The 16,570-nt window shown below is 41.7% G+C and carries 16 protein-coding genes; 8 read left to right on the top strand and 8 right to left on the bottom strand.

The genetic code is table 11. The annotated features are described in order from the left end of the window. The first annotated feature begins 367 nt into the window (after positions 1-367). A complete protein-coding gene (gene trpB, locus ACIQ0C_RS18675; RefSeq protein WP_403062639.1) occupies positions 368-1,531 on the top strand; it encodes a tryptophan synthase subunit beta in 1,164 nt (387 codons plus the stop codon). Positions 1,532-1,577: 46 nt separating this feature from the next. Here the strand turns inward: trpB and ACIQ0C_RS18670 are convergent, their stop codons facing one another. The 6 genes from ACIQ0C_RS18670 to ACIQ0C_RS18645 all read right to left on the bottom strand — a co-directional run bounded on the left by ACIQ0C_RS18670 (position 1,578) and on the right by ACIQ0C_RS18645 (position 3,544). Further along, entirely contained in the window at positions 1,578-1,796 is a 219-nt protein-coding gene (locus ACIQ0C_RS18670) for a spore germination protein (RefSeq protein ID WP_095392665.1), read from the bottom strand. Between the two features lie 21 nt (positions 1,797-1,817). Next, entirely contained in the window at positions 1,818-2,225 is a 408-nt protein-coding gene (locus ACIQ0C_RS18665) for a spore germination protein GerPE (protein ID WP_403062636.1), read from the bottom strand. A gap of 5 nt (positions 2,226-2,230) precedes the next feature. Beyond that, positions 2,231-2,410 (bottom strand): spore gernimation protein GerPD, encoded by a 180-nt coding sequence (locus ACIQ0C_RS18660; protein WP_402836540.1) that lies wholly within the window; start codon positions 2,408-2,410, stop codon positions 2,231-2,233. Further along, entirely contained in the window at positions 2,400-3,011 is a 612-nt protein-coding gene (gene gerPC / locus ACIQ0C_RS18655) for a spore germination protein GerPC (protein ID WP_402836538.1), read from the bottom strand. The genes ACIQ0C_RS18660 and gerPC overlap by 11 nt, the downstream gene beginning before the upstream one ends. Positions 3,012-3,094: 83 nt before the next feature. Then, a complete protein-coding gene (locus tag ACIQ0C_RS18650; protein ID WP_403062633.1) occupies positions 3,095-3,301 on the bottom strand; it encodes a spore germination protein GerPB in 207 nt (68 codons plus the stop codon). A 21-nt stretch (positions 3,302-3,322) separates the two neighbouring features. Continuing rightward, positions 3,323-3,544, bottom strand: a complete 222-nt coding sequence (locus ACIQ0C_RS18645; RefSeq protein WP_063592643.1) for a spore germination protein — start codon at positions 3,542-3,544, stop codon at positions 3,323-3,325. 225 nt (positions 3,545-3,769) lie between these two features. Here ACIQ0C_RS18645 and ACIQ0C_RS18640 point away from each other — a divergent pair, with 225 nt between their 5' ends. The 4 genes from ACIQ0C_RS18640 to ACIQ0C_RS18625 all read left to right on the top strand — a co-directional run bounded on the left by ACIQ0C_RS18640 (position 3,770) and on the right by ACIQ0C_RS18625 (position 8,656). Next, the gene (locus ACIQ0C_RS18640) at positions 3,770-5,362 is read left to right on the top strand and encodes a long-chain-fatty-acid--CoA ligase (RefSeq protein WP_403062629.1); all 1,593 of its coding nucleotides are present in this window, start codon (positions 3,770-3,772) and stop codon (positions 5,360-5,362) included. 319 nt (positions 5,363-5,681) lie between these two features. After that, entirely contained in the window at positions 5,682-6,956 is a 1,275-nt protein-coding gene (locus ACIQ0C_RS18635) for an MFS transporter (protein ID WP_403062626.1), read from the top strand. Between the two features lie 40 nt (positions 6,957-6,996). Then, complete coding sequence (locus tag ACIQ0C_RS18630) at positions 6,997-8,178, top strand: DUF418 domain-containing protein (protein WP_403062623.1); 1,182 nt, start codon at positions 6,997-6,999, stop codon at positions 8,176-8,178. A gap of 133 nt (positions 8,179-8,311) precedes the next feature. Beyond that, complete coding sequence (locus tag ACIQ0C_RS18625; RefSeq protein ID WP_402836526.1) at positions 8,312-8,656, top strand: YisL family protein; 345 nt, start codon at positions 8,312-8,314, stop codon at positions 8,654-8,656. A gap of 57 nt (positions 8,657-8,713) precedes the next feature. Here ACIQ0C_RS18625 and ACIQ0C_RS18620 read toward each other — a convergent pair whose 3' ends face one another. Continuing rightward, positions 8,714-9,280 (bottom strand): DUF2777 domain-containing protein, encoded by a 567-nt coding sequence (locus ACIQ0C_RS18620; RefSeq protein WP_063232220.1) that lies wholly within the window; start codon positions 9,278-9,280, stop codon positions 8,714-8,716. Positions 9,281-9,564: 284 nt separating this feature from the next. On the opposite strand from ACIQ0C_RS18620, the gene asnB reads away from it, so the two are divergent. After that, positions 9,565-11,412: an asparagine synthase (glutamine-hydrolyzing) gene (gene asnB, locus ACIQ0C_RS18615; RefSeq protein WP_403062620.1), complete on the top strand. Its 1,848-nt coding sequence runs from the start codon at positions 9,565-9,567 to the stop codon at positions 11,410-11,412. Positions 11,413-11,456: 44 nt separating this feature from the next. Here the strand turns inward: asnB and ACIQ0C_RS18610 are convergent, their stop codons facing one another. Continuing rightward, positions 11,457-13,208, bottom strand: a complete 1,752-nt coding sequence (locus ACIQ0C_RS18610) for a glycoside hydrolase family 13 protein (protein WP_403062617.1) — start codon at positions 13,206-13,208, stop codon at positions 11,457-11,459. 364 nt (positions 13,209-13,572) lie between these two features. Between ACIQ0C_RS18610 and ACIQ0C_RS18605 the strand changes: the two genes are divergently transcribed. Then, on the top strand, positions 13,573-14,823 hold the full coding sequence (locus ACIQ0C_RS18605; protein ID WP_403062614.1) for an extracellular solute-binding protein: 1,251 nt from the start codon (positions 13,573-13,575) through the stop codon (positions 14,821-14,823). 150 nt (positions 14,824-14,973) lie between these two features. Then, on the top strand, positions 14,974-16,509 hold the full coding sequence (locus ACIQ0C_RS18600) for an alpha-amylase family glycosyl hydrolase (protein WP_403062611.1): 1,536 nt from the start codon (positions 14,974-14,976) through the stop codon (positions 16,507-16,509). The last annotated feature ends 61 nt before the right edge of the window (positions 16,510-16,570 follow it).

Here is a 16,570-nt window from a genome sequence, read left to right as displayed (position 1 = left end):
ACAAAAAAGACTGTAGGCAAAAAGGAGTTCTATCTGAAATTTTAAACATAGTTGATTGGAACGGAAGGTGCGAGACTCCTGCGGGAATAGCGAGTCCAAGCGAGACCCCACAGGCGCAAGTGCGCCGAGGAGGCTCCCGGACCGCCCGCGGAAAGCGAGTGCCTGAAGTGGAAATCAACGTCAAAATTTGTACAAGCCCAAAAAAACTGTAGAGAAACTCGATTTTCATCGAGTTTCTCTACAGTCTAGTGTCCCATTGATGTGGAACGCTTCTTTCTGATTAAATAAACAGAATAGTTTGAAAAGGTATAAATGCTTACTATATACTAGTGGAGAAAAATACCTTTTTAAAGGAGTAGAGAAGAGTATGACGAGTGAGATCAAGAGCAAGGGATACTTTGGTGAGTTCGGTGGAAGCTTTATACCTGGTGAACTTCAGGAAGTTATGGATTTTTTAGAAGCGGAATTCCTGAAATATAAGGATGATCCGGAATTTATTGAGGAGTTTCAATATTATCTGAAAGAATATGTCGGACGCGAAAACCCGTTAACACTTGCAAAGAATTTAACGGAAAAGGTTGGCGGGGCAAAAATATATTTGAAGCGTGAAGATCTGAATCATACAGGTGCTCATAAAATTAATAATGCGATCGGACAAATACTGCTCGCTAAACGAATGGGTGCTAAACGCATCATCGCAGAAACAGGAGCTGGACAGCATGGTGTGGCGACTGCGACGGCATGTGCGATGTTTGGCATGGAGTGTGTGATCTATATGGGTAAGCTGGATACGGAGAGGCAGGCATTGAATGTCTTTCGGATGGAATTGCTGGGGGCAAAAGTCGTAGCGGTCGAAAAGGGACAGGGTCGATTGAAGGATGCCGTTGATGAGGCATTGAATGACTTGGTTCAAAACTATGAAAATACTTTTTACTTGCTTGGTTCAGCAGTGGGACCACACCCGTATCCAACGATCGTTAAGCATTTCCAATCAATCATAAGTGAAGAATCAAAGCGTCAGATCCTTGAAAAGGAAGGAAAACTGCCAACTGCCATCATTGCTTGTGCAGGAGGGGGAAGTAATGCGATCGGTGCTTTTGCTCATTATCTCGATGAAGAAAATGTCCGTTTAATTGGTGTAGAGCCAATTGAAGCCCCAAGTATTTCGCAAGGTGTCCCGGCAGTTTTGCACGGATTCAAAAGTTTGACGTTAGTGGATGGGCAAGGGGAACCAAAACCGACATTTTCCATAGCCGCCGGTTTGGATTACCCAAGCGTGGGACCCGAGCATAGTTTTTTGAAAGATAGCGGACGGGCGGAGTATGTGACGGTAAAAGGGGAAGAAGCTCTAGAGGCTTTTCAGGTATTATCCAAAACAGAGGGAATCATTCCAGCTCTCGAAAGCTCACATGCTCTAGCTCACGCCATGAAGCTCGCAAAAGAGTTAACAAGAGATGATATACTGATCGTTAATTTATCAGGCAGGGGAGACAAAGATGTTGAGCAAGTATTTAACATGTTAGAAAAATAGGCCGAGAATAAAAGCCTCCCTGGAAATGGGAGGCTTTTTACTTTGACTAATTATTCCCTGTAATGGGCTGGTCGACCCCATTGACATCAAGGACATTGCTACCGTTCAGGCCATTAGCCGTGAAGGTGATTGCAGCTGTGTTCCCTGAACCGGATCCGTAAACGGATTTGGAGGAAGACTTAGGGGAAATGACAGCGCAATCACCGAATAACAGGTTTCCTTGCGCGACATTGAATACTTGAACTGGGCCGATAATGGCGGGCATATGAACCCCTCCTTTAAAAGTTTAAGTGTTGTTGGTTGAATCCTCGATTGGCGTCTCTTCGTTTTCTTTAGGAACCTCCCGAATATGTTTCACTCTTGATTCCATACGTGCATGGCCTACGTTCCCCACACCAACCACAGATGAGGCTGATACCCCGATTATATTGATATTGCCGACCCGTATGAAGGGATTCGGATTTGAAAAACTTGATATGACTGGTTCATTCAATCTTGGGATGTAAAATGGTTTCTTAAAAATGTCATAGTCTTCGAAATGAATATCGACTGAGTGGAAAGTTTCACTTCTCTTTTGGACCGCTAAAGCCTGGGAATTACCGTCTATATATGAAGTATCCCCGATTTGCAAAGTGGAGCTGAATGATACCGTGTCGGATAATAAAGATTTTACTTTTGATATTCTAGAAAACATGTTATTTATCCTTCTGGAGAAAGCGGCACGAGTGGCCCGATGATAAGGGATTCCGGCGGGGTATCGAATGCCGAGGATAGTTGGATCGTTTGTACATCCCCTATGAGAAATAAAGCAGAACTTGCTACACCGGTAATTTTAATATCTCCTACGCAAAGCTGATGATTGGTTACATTAAACTCCATTTGGATTTCCTCCTGTCTCGGCTTGTGAATGGGTAATGAATTGAAATAGTGCGGTTTGAATATCGGATTTCACCTTTTCCCTGATCTTTTCCTTGATATTATCCCTTTGCTGCGGAGCACGTTCAGCGTACGAAAGATTATCGAAATACATATTGATTCGTTGATGCAGCTGGCGTTCTACATCCTGCTTAATGAAGTCATGATAAGAAGGTTCCAATGATATTTTCAGCTGGTTTTCCGCATCGTGAATCATATTTTCCAAGTCTGAAAGTATTTCGTTATGAATTTCCTGGACGACGATCTCCCTGCCTGGAAATAGGTTAGGGGCAGGTGGAACAGGTTGGTTGTTTACGGCAAATTCATCTATGTTGTTAAGGTCAGTTGGATTTAAACCGATATTCAATGTTCCATCTAAAGATTCGACCTTTAACTGATCGAATTTATATTCAATTTTATCAACATGGATTGGTGGTTTATTTTTCAGCTCGGCTAGTTCATCTGTCAGGCGTTTGATTTCGTGTTCAAGTTTCATGATCCGTTTATCCTGGGCTTCAAGAAAACGCTGCATTTGTATGGAATATGAATAAAGATCCTGATTCACGATTCAACACCCCGCCTTCACAATAAGTTAATTTCATATATGACAGTATATGAAAAAGTTAGATGTAGGTGAATGCCTATGAACTAGGAGGGTGTAAATGGGACGAAGCTGGTTAATGGGACTACATCAGCTTCAATTTCGGGAGCAGGCTCAGTGAATCCACCGGTATTGGCTAATGTGGAATATGGTTTAATCACTCCGGCACTTCCTATTTGAAAAACGGATGAATTGGCGATGCTTTCAATTTTTACCATATTGATTTGTATGGTCTGGTGAATATTGAAGATCATGCTGACTCCTTTCTTAAAACATTAGAGATTTAGGACCAGTGGCTGATCGACACCATCAGTATCATTTGTATTCGTGGTGCTATAGGCATTATAGAGGGATATGGATTCACCTGTATTAAAAGAGCCAGCACCTGCAAACGTTTTTGAGGTGGAATATGGATTAATTTTAAAGACGTCACCAATATGGACAATTCCACTGCTACCGACGTTGATGACTTGAACGATTCCTACGATGGCCGGCAAGAAAATCACCCTTTTTTTATTCTGGTTTTCCCCTTGAATGTCAGGCCATGAGCCTATCACTGAAGGGAGTTTCAATGTATTGTATGTTGACTCATGATTGATGTGATTCATCTGCCTATAAATATATTGTTATATAACAACGGCTGACATTATTGAAATGTTAGAAACAGATATGGTAACATAATGTTAATTCAGAATTTTCTAAATAAAATTAGAGGTGAGGAAATGAACGTACCATTAGTTTTATCGCATTTCTTAGATCGAGCAGCCTTACTATATGGCGATAAGAAAGCCATCATTGGAGATGACAAGGTTTTAACATACTTAGAGCTGAATGGCCGTGTAAACCAGCTTTCAAATGGGTTAAGGGATCTCGGTGTCAAAAAGGGTGATAAGGTGGCCTATTTGGCACCCAACTCAATTGAAATGCTTGAAGGCTTTTATGGGATATTTCAACTTGGGGCAGTAATCGTTCCCTTGAATATCCGTTTGAAGCCTGCAGATTATGTATTCATTTTGAACCATAGCGAGTCCAAGGTCCTTTTCGTAGATCAGGAATTGTATCATCTAATTTCACCTATCAAGGATGAACTTGAATCGGTGAAGCACATAATCGTTCATTATAAAGATGAAGAGATAAATGAAACCGATTACAACCATTGGCTGGAACGTTATGATAACAAGTGCTTTAATCGGGAGTCAGTGGATGAAAATGATGTTTCGAGCCTCCTTTATACTAGCGGGACCACAGGAAATCCCAAAGGGGTGATGCTGACTCACCGCAACAACTATTTACATGCCCTGGGTGCGATGCATCATTTCAGGGTCAATGACCGCGATACATATTTGCATGTACTGCCGATGTTCCACGTGAATGGGTGGGGTGCGCCATTTTATTATACCGCAAATGGTGCCACACAAGTTTGTTTGAGGAAAACCAGCCCCGAGATGATATTTGATGCACTACAAAAGCATAAGGTTTCCATAATGCATATGGCACCCACGGTTCTGAATTCACTGTTCCAATATTATGAACGGAGTGTTCCGAATATCGAGCAGGATATCCGAATTGTTGTTGCTGGTTCCGCTCCGCCTCCTGCATTCGTTACAAGGGTGGAAAAAGAGTTAGGCTGGGAATTCATTCAAATTTACGGAATGACTGAATCAACACCTGTCAGTCTGATATCGCTGATTCGTTCTGAATTCGATGATCTTCCGGAAAGAGAAAAATACAGAATGAAGGCGAAAGCCGGATATCCCATCATAGGCAGTGAGGTAAAGGTTATCCATGACAATGGTGAGGAAGTTGCCCATGATGGCGTGGATATCGGCGAGCTTGTCGTCCGCAGCCATGGAGTGATGTTAGGTTATTGGAAAAATGAAGAAGCGACCAGCCAGACACTGATAAATGGATGGCTGCATACAGGGGATATGGCCACAATCGATGAAAATGGGAATGTGGATATCGTTGACCGCAAAAAGGATATAATCATTAGTGGCGGAGAAAATATCTCTTCCATAGAAGTGGAAGGAATACTCTACGAACATCCGGACATTCTTGAAGCGGCAGTCATTGCCGTTCCGCACGAAAAGTGGGGAGAGACACCGCATGCCTTCATTGTGCCGAAATTGGGCGTTGAATTATCGGAGGATGATATAAAGGCCTTCACACGGGAAAAATTAGCTCATTTCAAATCAGTTACCAGTGTGTCGTTCGTCGATGAGCTTCCAAAAACGGCATCGGGGAAAATACAAAAAATCCATCTCCGTAATGATTATTGGGAATCTAAGGGGAAAACAGGCAGATTCGTTAATTGAAGCTCGCTAACGCTGTTCAGAAATGATCAGCGTTTTTTTCTTTGCCCTTTAAATTCGGTTTCATATTAAGCAATGAAGATTTCATCCTGAAGAAATGAAAATTGAGGTGGACACTGATAGGTTTCCATTCGTAAATAAGCCGCAGTAACTCATGTCATTGTTGGATTAGGGATGGTCATTCAGGAACACTTGAATTTGTTTCGATAAAAAGCTTCCTGTTTAACGATAAAATGTTACTATTATAAAATATTTCAAATTATTATAATTTTTCTTTTTTCATCAAGTTGATTTTAAGAGTTATGGATTGTGGGGGAGAGCATTGAAACGTATTCATTATAGCTGGGTTATTTTAATCATAGCATTCTTCTCGATTATTGTAGCCGGAATCGTAAGGTCATCATCGGGAGTATTCATCGTACCATTTGAAAATGAGTTCGGGTGGGACCGATCCGTCATTTCTTTAGCCTTCGCCATAAGTCTTTTTCTTTATGGATTATCGGGTCCGTTCATGGCCGCGCTAATTGAAGTTCTTGGATTGAAGAAAATGATGGTATTGGCCATGTCCACTTTATTGGCAGGGATTTTCCTCACTTTTTTCATGCAGCATGAGTGGCAGCTCATTCTTATTTGGGGAATTATCGTTGGATTGGGATCTGGAGTGTTTTTAACGGTATTGAGCCCATATGTGGCAAATCGTTGGTTCGAGAAGAGGCGGGGGCTGGCGGTCGGGATACTGACGGCAAGTACGGCAACAGGTCAGCTCATTTTACTTCCGGTTTTAGCCATCATCATTGAGAATTATTCGTGGAGATTTGCGATTGGATTAATTTTGGTCCTTAGCTTGATCATGCTGGCAATCATCCTTTTGTTCATGAAAAACAATCCGAAGGAAGTCGGCGCTCTTCCATATGGATTGGAAGAGGAAAAGCAGGAAACTGTTACAGTCCAAAATAAGAACCCCGTCGCCATGGCTTTTCAGTCGTTGATTGAAGCGGTGAGAGTGAAGGAATTCTGGTTATTGGCAGGAAGCTTTTTTATATGCGGACTTTCTACGAGTGGGTTGATCGGGACACATTTCATTTCTTACTGCATTAGTTTTGGTTTACCGGTTGTGACGGCAGCATCATTGCTATCTTTCATGGGAATCTTTGATTTGATTGGTACGACTGTATCCGGGTGGTTATCAGATCGTTTTGATAACCGCTGGCTGTTGTTTTGGTATTACGCTCTAAGGGGTGCTTCCCTCGTATTACTTCCTTTTGCACTAAATGAAGGCTCTATCGGTCTATTGGTCATCTTTTCCATTTTTTATGGCTTGGATTGGATAGCGACCGTTCCTCCGACCATAAGCATTTCAAGGCAAGTATTTGGCATGGGGAAAAGCGGGATCGTATACGGGTGGATATTCGCGGCCCATCAGGTGGGTGCAGCAGTGGCGGCGTACGGTGGAGGGCTTATCTTCAAAATATTCAGCTCCTATACATGGGCATTCTTCCTTGCAGGAATCTTTTGCTTATTGGGCAGCTTGTTTGTCATACTGATAAAAAAGCAAAAAGCGGTCACGCAAGTTAAAGATGATGCAATGGAGATATAGAAAAGATGTTAAATCTGTATGAATGAAAGAGGGTGTACCCATGAAGGGCGCGATGGTACCATTGCAGGAAAGTAAACGGATCGTAAGCATCGATCTTTTACGTGGATTAGCCATTTTAGGGATCTTTTTAGTGAATATGCCTTCTTTCCACTCTCCGCTCTTGTACATAGATGGTGCCGAGCGGTGGGCAGGAGGATGGGACAGGATTTTGTACAGTTTCAGTGATATAGTCGCACAGGCTAGCTTTTATCCGTTATTTGCCTTTCTGTTCGGTTTCGGGGCAATCATTTTGGCAGTAAGGAGTGAAGAAAGGGGTATTTCATTTCCGTTACTATATATGAAAAGGCTAAGTTTCCTGCTGATACTTGGTTGCATTCATGCTTTCTTCATCTGGCATGGGGATATCCTCATTAATTATGCTGTATTTGGGTTTGCACTTTTGTTTTTTTATAAGATGAAGGCCAGGAATTTAATTCTGCTAGGTTCGGTTTGTTATGTCCTGCCTTTTGCGATATTGGGCTCTCTATTTCTTATAATGGGCATTTTTGATAGTGAAGGGATGGCGATTACGACTGATTCAGCGATGGTGAAACAGTCTTTGGAAGTTTATCAATCTGGTACATTTACGGAACTGATGAGTCAAAGGGCACTGGATTGGTATATGGTGAACAACCCTTTTAATGCCATTATCCTTTTTTTATCGATTTTTCCGTTTTTTTTAATTGGAGCAGGCGTTGCAAAACAAGGTTTTCTCCAAAATCCAACCCAATATAAACGACAATTGAAAGCGATATCGATTGTAAGCTTTCTATTGGGCATGTCAATTAAGATTCTGCCATATGTGTCGGTATACCATTTTGGAACGATATTCGTGCAGGATTATTTGGGAGGGCCGTTACTTACAATTTTTTATATTACGGCAATCACGCTTTTGGCGGAACGGTCAGTGGCTTCCCGCCTGTTACACCCGCTTTTGTATATCGGAAGGATGTCGATGAGCAATTACTTGTTCCAATCGATGGTATGTACGGCCATTTTTTATTCATATGGCCTTGGTTTATATGGATCAGTCTCATATACGACAGGATTTGTTTTCTTAATAGCCCTGTTTTGCCTGCAAATTCTGCTTTCCTTATTGTGGATGGGTCTGTATAAATACGGACCGGTTGAATATATATGGCGTTTTTTTACATATGGTAAAAAGCCGGTTATGCGCAGGTAGGGACCAGTTAAGAAGAAATGTAAATGATGTTCATTAAATTGTTGGTTTTACCCATTCAGGTGGATACTTAGTTTTGTTTTTTTGTAAAAGCCTATGATATGATGAAATGGAAACTGAACGAGGGGGCAAAAAAATGACTACACATATGCATATTACAGCTTGGGTTATCGGAATCATTCTTTTCTTTGTCACATATTCGATGCTTAAAGGTGGAAACCCGAAAGCGAAAATGCTACATATGATAACACGGTTGTTCTATCTATTGATTTTCCTTACTGGCGGCATGCTGATCACTGATTTTGGTGCTTACGCAGTAAAAATGATTGTTGGGATCATCGTGATTGCGGCGATGGAAATGGTGCTGGTCCGTACGAAAAAAGGAAAAAGCACAAGTGCCATGTGGATATTGTTCATCGTAGCGCTTGTATTCGTCCTTTATTTAGGACTTGCGCTGCCACAAGGAATGGACTTTTTTTAATACAGAATTAAAGACGGGTAAATGAGGAAATCTCATTTACCCGTTTTCTTTTACCTGTTATTGTGAATTCACTTTCTCAATGACGATCCTTTTTCCGGTGTTCAGGGTGAATTCAAAACGATCATGATCCTTTTTCCCGTAAGAAAAATGGTGCTGAACGAGGCAAATTTGGCTCTCGTTATCAAAGGTGAAGAAATTCACGCCGGACTGGTTTGGGACGGCCCTTAAAAAAGTAAGCTGGTTATAGCTATATATACAATCATAAATAGAAAAATCAAGTGAATTCAATGTCGTTACAAATTGGAAAAAGGAATCGTCGTTCAATTCTTCCAATAAACGTTCAAAAGAGTAGAGCAGCTTTTTGCGTATCCGAATGGGCTCATTTTCCCTTAAGAAGGTGATTTCCCGGTGAAGCAGGATTTTTCCCTCTTCTTCAACTACTCCTTGCTGCCAGCGCCCACCCCTGTACACTTCGATGATGCTGTCAACGTGGTCTTCAATGGAGCAGGCCTCATCTGTTTCATCATCGAAAAAAATCCATTGTTGATTGATATTTTCCACTGTTCCTTCGGTAAAAGCTCTTGTTTGCCTATTCATTAACTTAGTTCGTTGTTGCTGACTCATACATATACCTCCAATAGTGGAATCCTCACCTACTTTTTAGTCAAAATCCAATGAAAATATAACTGTATATTTTAAAATATTATGGACAAATAACCATCTTTCCGTCTTTGCATAGGCTATGTTTAACACGGGATGCTTTGCTCAACAATTCATTAATGACGCCGGGCGTTGTTGGCAGGGGGTCCTACGGAATGATGCTGAGCGATACTTAGGGACTGTAAATCTTTTTAAGACAGGGAGCCAATATATTTTTGATAGTCCGGATAGAAAGGATGAAGTGTAAAATGTGTGGGATAACAGGCTGGGTGCATTTTCAAAAAGATTTACGGACAAAAACGAAAACGCTGGAAAACATGACAAAAACGTTGGCAAAGCGGGGGCCTGACGAAGATAATGTTTGGAGCGAAGCCCATGTTGCCTTTGGTCATAAACGGTTAACGGTTGTCGATGCGGAAGGCGGAAAACAGCCGATGACGAAAAATCACGAAAACGGCAGATATACGCTTTGTTATAATGGTGAGCTATATAACACCGAGGATATTCGTAAACAGCTATTATTAAAAGGATATTCCTTTAAAGGTCATTCTGATACAGAAGTTTTATTAACTTCTTATATAGAATGGAAAGAAAAATGCATTGACTTGTTCAATGGGATTTTTGCGTTTGCGATTTGGGATGAAAAGGAACAGAAATTATTCGTTGGAAGAGATCGCATGGGGGTAAAACCATTCTTTTATGCGGAAAGGGACGGCGGGTTCATTTTCGGATCGGAGCTGAAGTCGATTCTTGCCCATCCGGATGTTAAAACGGAGATTGACCGCGAAGGGTTGTCTGAAGTTTTTGGTGTTGGTCCATCCCGGAAGCCAGGTTCAGGCGTATTTCATAATATCCAGGAATTAAGGCCTGCCCATGCGCTTACTTTATCAAGGAAAGGCCTCCGGATTTGGAGATATTGGAATGTGAAAAGCGAAGAACATCGGGATACGCTTGATGAGACGGCCGAGAAGGTTCGCTTTCTTGTCGAAGATGCAGTGACGCGGCAACTTGTATCTGATGTTCCGCTATGTACCTTCTTATCAGGAGGGCTTGACTCAAGCGCGATAACGGCCATTGCTGCAAATGCCTATCAAAAAGAAGGGAAAGGCCAGCTTCATACGTATTCCATTGATTATGAGGATAATGAGCGTTATTTTAAGGCGAATGATTTTCAGCCAAACTCTGATGGGTATTGGATTAAAAAGATGTCGGATAGTTTTAACACCGTTCACCATTCATCGGTCATCACTCAAGAGCAGTTGACGGATTATTTAACGGAAGCTGTCCTTGTAAGGGACCTCCCAGGCATGGCGGATGTCGATTCTTCTTTACTTTGGTTTTGTAAGGAAATCAAGCGGGATTTTGTCGTAGGCCTGTCCGGCGAATGTGCGGACGAAATTTTTGGGGGTTATCCTTGGTTTCATCGTGAGGATGATTTGAATCGTGCCGGTTTTCCATGGATGAGGTCGACCGGGGAGCGGGTATCTTTATTGAAAACGGGATGGCGCGAGAAACTGAAGCTGGAGGAATATGCGCAGGAAGCTTATTTGGCGACACTTGCCGAAACGCCTAAATTGGAAGGGGAAAGCGGTATAGCAGCAAAGCGGAGAGAGCTTTTCTATGTGAATTTATTATGGTTCATGACGACGCTCCTTGACCGGAAGGATCGGATGAGTATGGGGGCAAGTTTAGAGGTGCGCGTGCCATTTGCCGATCATCGCCTTGTTGAATATGCATGGAACATTCCTTGGGAAATGAAAATGGAAGGCAACCGTGAAAAAGGTATTCTTAGGAAGGCTTTGGAGGGGTTATTACCGGATGAAGTATTGTATCGTAAAAAAAGTCCATATCCAAAAACCCATAACCCTATATATACAGACCGTGTGCAGGCGTGGTTGAAAGACTTACTGACGGATAAGAATTCGGTCCTGCATGAGTTTTTCGATAAGCAGAAGCTAACCGATATAGTGGATTCCAAGGGTGCCGCTTTTAAAGTGCCGTGGTTCGGGCAATTGATGTCAGGTCCACAGTTGCTCGCACATTTGGCACAGACCCATGTATGGTTCAAAGAATATGATATCCAAATAATCGAGTGAAAAAAACGGGGCGGATGATTTTCATTGCCCCGTTTTCATTTGCCTCAATGATTGAATGCGAGAATTTTATATTGATAACCACCCAACTCAAATTTGCCAACCTGTGTGGTTTCCTTTGTTCTTAAATCCGTTAGTGTACGTCCTTTCAAATCAACAGGAAGGGTAAAGGATTGCTGGACGTCGGTCGGATTGATGAGGATCACGACAGAACGTTTTTCATTATACTTTTGGTAGGCCACGATATTTTCGTTTCCGGCTGTATCAAGGAATTTGAACTCCCCGTCATTGGCAAGTAACCGTTCTTCTTTTCGCAAGTGGATCAATGCCTTAATTTCATTGAGTAGCTCGGTGTTTTGTTTTTCTTCTTCCCAGACCATGCATTTTCGGCACCCAGGATCCATCCCACCGGTTAAGCCGATTTCATCTCCATAGTAAATACAAGGGGTGCCATTGAATGTCAGCAGGATTGCGTGAATGAGCTTGGCTCGGGCTAGATCTTCCCCGCAATCCGTGAAAATCCGCGGTGTATCATGGCTTCCAAGAAGATTGAATGTCACGTCAAAAACATTGGTCGGATAACTGTGATAGATGGCTGTCATTTCTTCAGTGAATTCGCGTGCATTGATCGTTTGTGAGGCGACCAGGCGAAAAACTTGGTTGGTGAAAGGGTAATTCATGACGGCATCGAATTGATCGCCGCGAAGCCATGGCATGGAGTCGTGCCAAATTTCCCCAAGAATATAAAGGTCAGGCTTTATATTTTTCACTGTTGTTCGAAATTCACGCCAGAATGGCTGATCGACCTCATTTGCCACATCGAGGCGCCAGGCGTCTATATCGAACTCCTTGATCCAATAAGCCGAGACTTCGAGCAGATATTCTTTCACCTCCGGATTTGCCGTATTCAATTTTGGCATCGATTCAAAAAAACCGAATGTTTCATAATTGGGCCTTTCCCCTCCCTTAAGAGGGAAGCTGTGTGGGTGGAACCAATCCTTATATTTCGATTTCTCTCCTTTTTCGAGTAAATCCTGAAAAGGGGGGAAATAGTAGCCGCTATGGTTAAAAACGGCATCCAGCATGACCCGTATATTCCGTTTATGGCATTCGGCTATTAGTGTCTTCAGTGTTTCCTTCGTACCGAATTGCGGATCGATACTCCGATAATCAATCGTATCGTATTTATGATTGGAGTAGGCATGGAAGATTGGCGTGAAATAAATTCCGTTGATGCCGAGATTCTCAAGGTAATCCAAATGTTCAATGATTCCCTCGAAGTCCCCGCCAAAAAAATTATCCACCGCCGGGTCTTCACTTCCCCAGGGTTTCACACCTTCCGGATCGTTGTCGGGGTTTCCGTTTGCAAACCGATCAGGGAAAATTTGGTACCAAATAGTATCCTTGACCCATTCCGGTGCCCCAAAAACTTCATTTTGATGGAGATAGGGAATCGCGAAATAGCTTCCGGGATCTCGGGGAGGCTCTTTAAAGAAGCCCTTTTCCGTGTAAATGGAGCATTCATCTTCTGACGATACCTTGAACCCATATCGAATTCTTCGGTAGGGAGGCTTCACATAGATATGCCAATAATCATGGCGGTTATCGCTGCCTGACAAACTCATGGGAAGTTCTTCGTACTGCCATTGACCATTATCTGAAATGTATGGATCGCCAAAGATCAATCCAACTGAGGAGATATCTTGTTTTTTCGTACGTAGGCGGATATGTAGGGTTTCGGTGTTGATGGGATAGCCGTAATTGTCATTAGGTCTATGGTGTATGGATGAAAATTCCATTAAAAACCACTCCAATTCTATAAGTATTTGAGGATGTGAAAAAGGAAACTTCCAGCTGTTTATGAGGGGGATCTCCATGAAGCTGCACTAGCCAGGTTAAGTGTTTTTTCAATACGGTTATATACCCTATTTCAATTGAAAAAAGCACTTATTAACTAAAAAATAACAAAAAGTGCTCATCACTACAAGGAAATAAAAACGCCAAGTAAAATGTTGTAAAAACCAAAGCCGTTCATATAATGATAACAATAGCTTTGGTATCGCTTTCATTAAGTGGCTTTATTTGAAGTACTGAACTGAAAAAACAGTATTATTTGGTGCTTTTGGACATGATAGAATAAACATTTTAAAAAGGAGAATGAAAGTGAAGAAGTTGATTTTTCATTTGTTCATGTCCATGTTTTTGATCGTTAGTGTAAATGCTTGTGGTTCCAGTTCAGATTTGGAAAATGAAGCAGTTAAAGAAAATAAGAAAAAAGAAGACGAAGCCAGTAATGAAGCGAAGCCGGAAAAACTGATCATTTGGGAGGAAAAAGGTAAAGCGGAGGCTCTAAAGCCGGTAATTGAAGCTTTTGAAAAAGAATATGGAATCAAAGTTGAGCATGAAGAGCTTGAAATGGCTACCGAGATGTACGAGCGGCTTCGTCGTGATGGGCCAATCGGAAACGGAAAGGCCCCGGATGTCGTAACTTTTTCCCATGGAAAAGTCGGCCAAATCGTGAAGGAAGGCTTAATTCAGGAAGTGAAGGTGGACGATGAGGTATTGGATGCCTTCATTGAATCTTCAATTAGAGGGGAGATGTATCAAGATAAGGTATTTGGATTGCCGAAATCCGTAAACACATCCGTTTTCTTTTATAATAAAAAATTGATGCCTAAGGCTCCTGAGACGATGAATGATCTTTATAAAAAGGCGAAGGGATTAAGAAAGGGCAATGTTCATGGTTACTATGCCAAATGGAATGATTTCCATGATTCGTATGGAGTAATCGCTGGAATGGGAGGTTATATATTTAAAGATAAGAATGGAAAATTAGACCCTAATGACATTGGCTTGAATAATAAGGGTGCCATAAAAGGGGCTTCGTACATCCAAAAATGGTATGGGGCGGGTTTGATTCCCAAAGGCGACAAGGCAGTGATCGAGAAGTTGTTTCTACAAGGGAATTTGGCTTCTATCATGAGTGACGGGAACTCATTTACCGAGCGAAAGGATACAGGAATTGCCCCCATGCCCAAATTGCCCGATGGCAAGCCAATGAAAACGTTCATGGAAATCAAAGGCTGGCATGTAACAGCTTTCACAAAACACCCTTATTGGTCTACGAAGTTAGTTGAATATTTGACTAATGATAATAATGCAATGCAGCGTTATGATTTAACAGGGGAAATGCCTCCTAATGAATCAATCAAACACAATGCCGCAATCAAAGAAAATGAAAGGGCACAAGCCTTAAGCATACAATTACAATACGCTGAACCAGTGCCGAATATTCCGGAAATGAATAAGGTATGGGGACCGATGAATTCAGCCATGGATGAAATGACCACTCAAAAAGTAAAACCAAAAAGGGTTTTGGATAAAGCGGTAAAGACGATAAAAAAAGAACGTTAACCGTGTTCTGCTCTCTTCCAATTCAGTAACCATAACCAGTATCCCCAGTTTGTCCCTTAAGTGTAAAGTTTTTTATAAATTGGATTTGACGTTAAGGGGGCAAAAGGCTAATCTTAAAGGCGTAAAGAGATAGCTAGGAGGAGAGCGGATATGAGAAAAAGAGCGTTATCACTCGCTTTAATTCCGTTGCTTCTTTTTTACGCCATTCCAGTAGGAGCAGCTGAAAAAGAACAACGAACTTGGAAGGATGAAATCGTATATTCATTATTGGTCGACAGATTTTTCGATGGGGATACTCAAAATAACGGAGATGCGAACGTGAATGACCCTTCCGCGTTTAATGGTGGGGATTTCGAAGGTGTCACGAAGAAACTGAATTATTTAAAAGATATGGGTTATACCGCTATCATCCTTTCACCGATTTTCGCTAATGATGAAAATGGCTATCATGGCGATTGGGTGGCCGATTTTTATAAAACCGATAAACACTATGGGACAATGAAAGAGTTTAAAAAACTCGTGAATGAGGCACATAAACGCGATATGAAGGTGATCATTGATTTTCAGGCAAATAATGTGGGCCCTGACTCCGCGTGGCTGACCGATCCCAAAAAACAAGATTGGTTCCATGAAGAAAAAAAGATTTCCAAGGACGGTAAGCAGAATGATTTGGAAACAGGATGGGTCGATGGTCTTCCCGATTTGAATCAAGATAATGAGGAAACAAGGAAATATTTACTTGATGCAGCCAAATGGTGGATAACGGAAACCGATATTGATGGATACCGTATAAATAAAGTCCAATACGTAGCAAAAGATTTTTGGAAGGAATTTGTGGATGCGGTCAAATCTGAAAAATCAAATTTCTATACAATCGGCGATGTACAAGGTGATGCGGAATTGATCTCAAGTTACAAGGAGACGGGTATCGATACTTTTATGGCTTATCCGCAGAATGCTGAGCTACGTGAAGCATTTGCTGCGCCCGATAAGGAACTGAAACCTGTTTTTAAAGCGTTTGCGAAAAGCGAAGATGAATTTGGGGGCAATGCCCATCAGGCATTGTTCATGGACACACAGGGAATGCCCCGTTTTACAAAGGATGCAGCCGATCATAACGAAAATCCAGGCTCCAGATGGAGAATGGCACTGTCGTATCTATATACAATGTCAGGGGTTCCTATCGTATTTTATGGATCGGAAATTGCCTTAAATGGCGATATTGCCCCGGATAATCATAAGTTGATGAATTTTAAGACAGAACAGGAATTGGTTGAATATATAACAAAGCTTTCTGATCTCAGAGACATGTACCCAGCATTGGCAAAAGGGGATATGGAGCTTTTATATGAAAAAGGTGGAGCTTCGGTATTCAAGCGTGTATATGGTGATGAAACCATTGTCGTCGCCATGAACAATACGACTGAAACTCAAACGATAAACCTTACTGATAAGGAACTTGAAAGTAATAAAGAGTTGAGAGGTATGCTGAATGGGGATCTGGTCCGCAGTAAGGACAACAGTTACTCGATCGTAATCGATAGGGAGACGACAGAAGTCTATACGCTGTCACCTAAGTCGATTATTAATATTCCTTACCTGTTAGTTATAGGATTGGTTCTTCTCATTTTTAGTATATTCATTGCTTTGGTTATTAAGCGTTCAAAACGGAATCAACCAAAATAATCATATACCTCTCGATTGTCGGTAGCCGCCAAACATTGTCCCTAAGGCTTTGTGGAAAACA

This window comes from Peribacillus sp. NPDC096448, assembly GCF_044762675.1.
GTDB lineage: Bacteria > Bacillota > Bacilli > Bacillales > DSM-1321 > Peribacillus > Peribacillus frigoritolerans_B.
This window is presented reverse-complemented; position numbering and strand designations above follow the sequence as displayed.

Bases quoted from the DNA above. Each gene is read 5' to 3' on its own strand.
- ACIQ0C_RS18620 (WP_063232220.1), bottom strand. From the start codon at position 9,280: ATGAGTCAGCAACAACGAACTAAGTTAATGAATAGGCAAACAAGAGCT.
- ACIQ0C_RS18660 (WP_402836540.1), bottom strand. From the start codon at position 2,410: ATGGAGTTTAATGTAACCAATCATCAGCTTTGCGTAGGAGATATTAAA.
- ACIQ0C_RS18610 (WP_403062617.1), bottom strand. From the start codon at position 13,208: ATGGAATTTTCATCCATACACCATAGACCTAATGACAATTACGGCTAT.
- trpB (WP_403062639.1), top strand. From the start codon at position 368: ATGACGAGTGAGATCAAGAGCAAGGGATACTTTGGTGAGTTCGGTGGA.
- ACIQ0C_RS18630 (WP_403062623.1), top strand. From the start codon at position 6,997: ATGAAGGGCGCGATGGTACCATTGCAGGAAAGTAAACGGATCGTAAGC.
- ACIQ0C_RS18650 (WP_403062633.1), bottom strand. From the start codon at position 3,301: ATGATCTTCAATATTCACCAGACCATACAAATCAATATGGTAAAAATT.
- ACIQ0C_RS18625 (WP_402836526.1), top strand. From the start codon at position 8,312: ATGACTACACATATGCATATTACAGCTTGGGTTATCGGAATCATTCTT.
- ACIQ0C_RS18640 (WP_403062629.1), top strand. From the start codon at position 3,770: ATGAACGTACCATTAGTTTTATCGCATTTCTTAGATCGAGCAGCCTTA.
- ACIQ0C_RS18600 (WP_403062611.1), top strand. From the start codon at position 14,974: ATGAGAAAAAGAGCGTTATCACTCGCTTTAATTCCGTTGCTTCTTTTT.
- asnB (WP_403062620.1), top strand. From the start codon at position 9,565: ATGTGTGGGATAACAGGCTGGGTGCATTTTCAAAAAGATTTACGGACA.
- ACIQ0C_RS18665 (WP_403062636.1), bottom strand. From the start codon at position 2,225: ATGTTTTCTAGAATATCAAAAGTAAAATCTTTATTATCCGACACGGTA.
- ACIQ0C_RS18670 (WP_095392665.1), bottom strand. From the start codon at position 1,796: ATGCCCGCCATTATCGGCCCAGTTCAAGTATTCAATGTCGCGCAAGGA.